The 4,587-nt window shown below is 70.5% G+C and carries 3 protein-coding genes; 2 read left to right on the top strand and 1 reads right to left on the bottom strand.

Going from position 1 to position 4,587, the window contains the following annotated elements; genetic code table 11:
• Positions 1–249: 249 nt before the first annotated feature.
• On the top strand, positions 250–2,814 hold the full coding sequence (locus FNH08_RS45100) for a M14 family zinc carboxypeptidase (RefSeq protein WP_407704578.1): 2,565 nt from the start codon (positions 250–252) through the stop codon (positions 2,812–2,814).
• 113 nt (positions 2,815–2,927) lie between these two features.
• Here the strand turns inward: FNH08_RS45100 and FNH08_RS45095 are convergent, their stop codons facing one another.
• Positions 2,928–3,950 carry an NADP-dependent oxidoreductase gene (locus FNH08_RS45095; RefSeq protein WP_152777343.1) on the bottom strand — a complete coding sequence of 341 codons (1,023 nt, stop codon included), beginning with the start codon at positions 3,948–3,950 and terminating at the stop codon, positions 2,928–2,930.
• Positions 3,951–4,108: 158 nt separating this feature from the next.
• On the opposite strand from FNH08_RS45095, the gene FNH08_RS45090 reads away from it, so the two are divergent.
• Positions 4,109–4,546, top strand: coding sequence for a MarR family winged helix-turn-helix transcriptional regulator (locus tag FNH08_RS45090; RefSeq protein ID WP_152777342.1), 438 nt, complete (start codon positions 4,109–4,111; stop codon positions 4,544–4,546).
• The last annotated feature ends 41 nt before the right edge of the window (positions 4,547–4,587 follow it).

The following is a 4,587-nucleotide window of genomic DNA, read 5'->3' as shown; positions in this document are numbered from 1 at the left end:
CACGTACGCCGTGCGACGGACCGCTCACCGTTTTCTCCGGGTCCCGTGTGCCCTCCTCCGGCCTACGGCCCCGTGCCGTTCGGGGCATTCGTGACGCCCACGCCCTCTTGTTGCGCGAGATTCGAACAGGTACACCTCGCCGTACCGAGCTGTATCGATCACATCAGGCTCCCTCGCCCCTGGAGGTACCGCGTGCTCCTGCCGAGACGCAGCGCCAGCACCTCTCGCTCCGCCCCGAGAACCGCCCTGATCGCCACCGTGACCGTCGCCGCCACCGCGGCCGGCTCCCTCCTGCTCACCTCGCTCCCCGCCACCGCGGACGACCCCGACACGCCGCCGCCCGTCCGTGAGGGCTCCCCCCTCCCGCACACCGCCGCCCGGGCGCCCGAGGGCGCCACGCAGCGGGCCCTCACCGCACCCGTCACCGACCTGTCCGGCAAGGGCAAGGGCACCACCCGCGGCTACCCCCGCGAGCAGGTCCTCGCCCCGGACCCGGAGAACCCCGCCGACAAGTCCATCAAGCTGGGCCTCACCCCGTACCACGGCATCGTGCCGAAGCTGAACGCGTTACAACGGCTCGGCGACCGGGTGAGCGTCGAGATCGCCGGACGGTCGGCCGGCGGGCACCGGCTCTACCTCGTCACCGTCACCGCCCCGGAGACCGCGCACCAGGCCCGTGCCCAGGACCGCCTGCGCGAACTCATCGAGAACGCACCCCAGTCGGCCGCGAAGGACCCGGCCCTCAAGAAGACCTACAAGACCCCCGTCTTCTTCAACAACAACATCCACGGCAACGAGTGGGAGGGCACGGACGCCGCCCTGAAGCTGATCGAACGGCTCGCCACGGCCAAGGACAGGAACACCACCGACCTCCTCGCCCACAACCGGCTCTACTTCAACATCACGGCCAACCCCGACGGCCGAATCGCCGGCACCCGCGCCAACGCGAACGGCTTCGACCTCAACCGCGACCTCGTCACCGCCTCCCAGCCCGAGGCGCGTGCGATGCGGCAGATCGAGATCGACAAGCAGCCGGCCGTCATGCTGGACCTGCACGGCTACGTCAACGGCACACTGATCGAGCCGACCACCCCGCCGCACGGCGAGAACTACGAGTACGACCTCTTCCTGAAGAACACCTACGCCAACGCCCTCGGCATGGAGGCCGCCGTCAACGGCCTCGGCTACACGCCCGGCAAGGACGGCGTCGAACCCGCCCAGATCCCCTTCCGCGACCAGGAGGAGGGCTGGGACGACTGGCCGCCGATCTTCACCCCGCAGTACGCGGCGTTCCACGGCACGGTCGCCGCACACACGGTCGAGATCCCGCTCCAGGTGAACAACGCGGCGTACGACTCACTCCCGGTCACCGAACTCCGCCGCCGTTCCGCGATCAACGTCGACGTGGCGGGCGCGGCGATGCGCGCGACGCTCACGTACGTACAACGGCACCGGACCACCCTCATCGCCGACCAGATCGAGGTCTTCCGGCGGGGAGCCGCCGGCGCCGCCCAGATCCCGGTCTCCGAGAGGACCGTCCCGGGCGTCCCGGGCATCGGCCCCGAGGACGTCTACACCACCGAGTTCCCACGCGCCTACGTCGTCCCGGCCGGCGGAGGCGGACTGGGGGTCCCCCCGCTCGAGCGAAGCCGAGAGTGGGGGAGGTCGGACGCGGCGGCCGCCCGGCTGGTCGACCATCTGCTCGCCAACGACGTACGCGTCACCCGCGCGACCCACGCCTTCCGGCTCGGCGGCCGCTCGTACCCGAAGGGCTCGTACGTCGTCGACATGCACCAGCCCAAGCGCGGACTCGCCAACGTGCTGCTGGCCGACGGACGGGACATCAGCGACAAGGTGTCGGTGATGTACGACATCTCCGGGTGGAGCCTGGGGCGGCTGTGGGGCGCGACCGTCGACGAGGTGAGGAGCGGCCGGCTCACGGCCGTTCCCGCACGGCCGGTTCAGGAGGCCGCGTCCGTCGGTCACGTCGCCCCGCACGGCGACCTTCGGCTGCGGCTCGACAGCCCGCAGGAGATCGCCGCGCTCAACTCCCTCCTCAGGGACGGGATTCCGGTGCGGCAGGCCGCCGACGGCAGCGCGCTCGTGCCCTCCTCGGCGCGTGGGAAGGCTCAGGCGCTGGCACGGACGTACGACGTGGCCTTCGACGCGACGAGGACGTCCCGCGGCACCCCGTTGCGGCATGTGCGCGTCGCCGCGGCCGTCACCCCGGGGGAGCTGTTCGCGCTGCGGGAGATGAACTTCGACGTCGTCCCGGTGTCGACGGCCGTCCTCAACGCGGGCTTCGACTGGTCGGCGGCGGACGTGCTGTTCGTGTCCGCGGGGCTCTCGTACGACCGCCTGAACACCGCCGCGCGGACGGCCCTCGACGGCTTCCTCGACGGCCACGGGCTCGTCGGCAGGGGAGCGACCGGAGCCGCGCTCAACTCCGCCGCCGGGCTGCTGAAGGCGACGGCGGTGGAGGGCAACGGGGACGCCAACGGGGTGGTCCGCGTGGTGAACTCGGGCCCGGTCACGGCCGGGGCGCCCGGCCACGGCTTCGTCTACGCGCCCGTGTGGTTCACCGGCCTCGGCCCGGCAGTCACCGTCGAGCAGTCGTACGTGTCCGGGAACCCGCTCGTCTCCGGTCACTGGCGGTCCCTGGAGGACGGCTCGGGCGGACCGGCAGCGGCGGCGGGCCGGGCATCCGTCGTCAGCGGGCCGCACGTGGTCCTCTTCGGCACGGAACCGCTCTTCCGTGACCATCCGAAGGGCTCGTTCCCGCAAGTGGGACGGGCGTTGCTGACCGTGTCCTGACCCTGTCCCGACATGGCGGAGTCCGCACCCCACGTCCTAGGGTGCGGACTCCGCCTGTGCAACGACCGTGACCGGGCGGACGTTATGGGCGCCCGCACCGCACTACGCCGTACTCAGACCTTGACGATCATCTTGCCGATGTTGTCGCCGCGCAGGACCCCGAAGAACGCCTCCAGGTTGTTCTCGATGCCTTCGACGAGGGTCTCGCGGTACTTGAGCTCGCCCGAGGCGACCCAGGGGCCGACCTCCTGGACGAACTGCGGCTGGAGGTCGTAGTGGTCGCCGACGAGGAAGCCCTCGATGCGGCCGCGGGTCGCGATGAGCCGGGCGAGGTTCTTCGGGCCGGGGGCGGGCTCGGTGTTGTTGTAGACGGAGATCATTCCGCAGACGGCGACGCGGCCACCGCGGTTGAGCGAGCCGATGGCCGCCTCGAGGTGGTCACCGCCGACGTTGTCGAAGTACACGTCGACGCCGTCGGGGGCGGCCTCGCGCAGCTGCCGGCTGACCGGCCCGTTCTTGTAGTTGAAGGCCGCGTCGAAGCCGTACTCCTCGACGAGCAGCTTCACCTTCTCGTCGGACCCGGCGGAGCCGATGACCCGGGAGGCGCCCTTGAGCTTCGCGATCTGTCCGACCTGGCTGCCGACGGCACCGGCCGCGCCGGAGACGAAGACGGAGTCGCCCTCCTTGAAGGAGGCGGTGCGCAGGAGCCCGGCGTAGGCGGTGAGACCGGTCATGCCGAGGACACCGAGGTAGGTGGAGAGGGGCGCGGCCTCGGGGTCGACCTTGACGGCCTGCTTGGCGTCGATCGTGGCGTACTCGCGCCAGCCGCCGAAGTGGAGCACGTGGTCGCCCGGGGCGATGCCCTCGGCGTTCGAGGCGACGACCTCGCCCACGGCGCCGCCCTGCATGGTCTTGCCCAGCTCGAAGGGGGCGACGTACGACTTGGCGTCGCTCATGCGGCCGCGCATGTACGGGTCGACGGAGAGGTACGTGTTCCGTACGAGGACCTCGTCCGGACCGGGCCGGCGGACCTCCGCCTCGACGAGGGCGAAGTCCTCGTGCTTCGGCCAGCCGACGGGGCGGCTGAGCAGGTGCCATTCGCGGCTGGTGGCGGGGAGGGCGGGCGTGTCGGACATGAGGGACCTTCCTGCGGACGTGCGTATGTACGTGCGTGCGGCTCGGGTAGCCACCCGGTCGCCTGCTTACGCTTCATACCGGGCGGTTAATTCAGTATCTGAAACAACCATGCGCTTGAATATTTCATGATGTCAAGTATCGGGGTAGCCTGGAGCTCATGGCCACGCAGAAGACGACCACTCCCACCGACCCGCTGACCCTGGAGGTCGTCGACCTCATCGGCACGGTCGTGGCCCGTTACCACGAGGAGTACGAGGAGGCCGCCGGCGAGCACTCCCTGACGGGAGCGCAGGCGCGGCTGCTGAGCCTGCTGTCCCTGGAGCCGTTGCCCATGCGGCGGCTGGCCCAGAAACTGAAGTGCGAGCCGTCGAACGTGACCGGGATAGTGGACCGGCTGGAGGCGCGGGGGCTGGTGGAACGCCGACCGAACCCCAAGGACAGACGCGTGAAGCTGGCCGCGGTGACGGAGGAGGGGCGTCGGCTGGCGCGGGGGTTGCGGGAGTCCCTGGACTTCGCGAGAGAGCCGCTTGCCGGGTTGTCGAGGGAGGAGCGGTTGGCTTTGCGGGGGTTGTTGCGGCGGATGCTGGAGGGGTAGGGGGCGCCGAAAAAACAGCCCCTCCGGCGTTTGAGGAGCGG

This window comes from Streptomyces spongiae (assembly GCF_009377185.1).
GTDB lineage: Bacteria > Actinomycetota > Actinomycetes > Streptomycetales > Streptomycetaceae > Streptomyces > Streptomyces spongiae.
Note: the sequence above shows the minus strand (reverse complement) of the source record. Positions and strands in the feature narration are given on the sequence as shown.

Coding starts and splice junctions, on each gene's coding strand:
- FNH08_RS45095 (WP_152777343.1), bottom strand. CDS start 3,950: ATGTCCGACACGCCCGCCCTCCCCGCCACCAGCCGCGAATGGCACCTG.
- FNH08_RS45090 (WP_152777342.1), top strand. CDS start 4,109: ATGGCCACGCAGAAGACGACCACTCCCACCGACCCGCTGACCCTGGAG.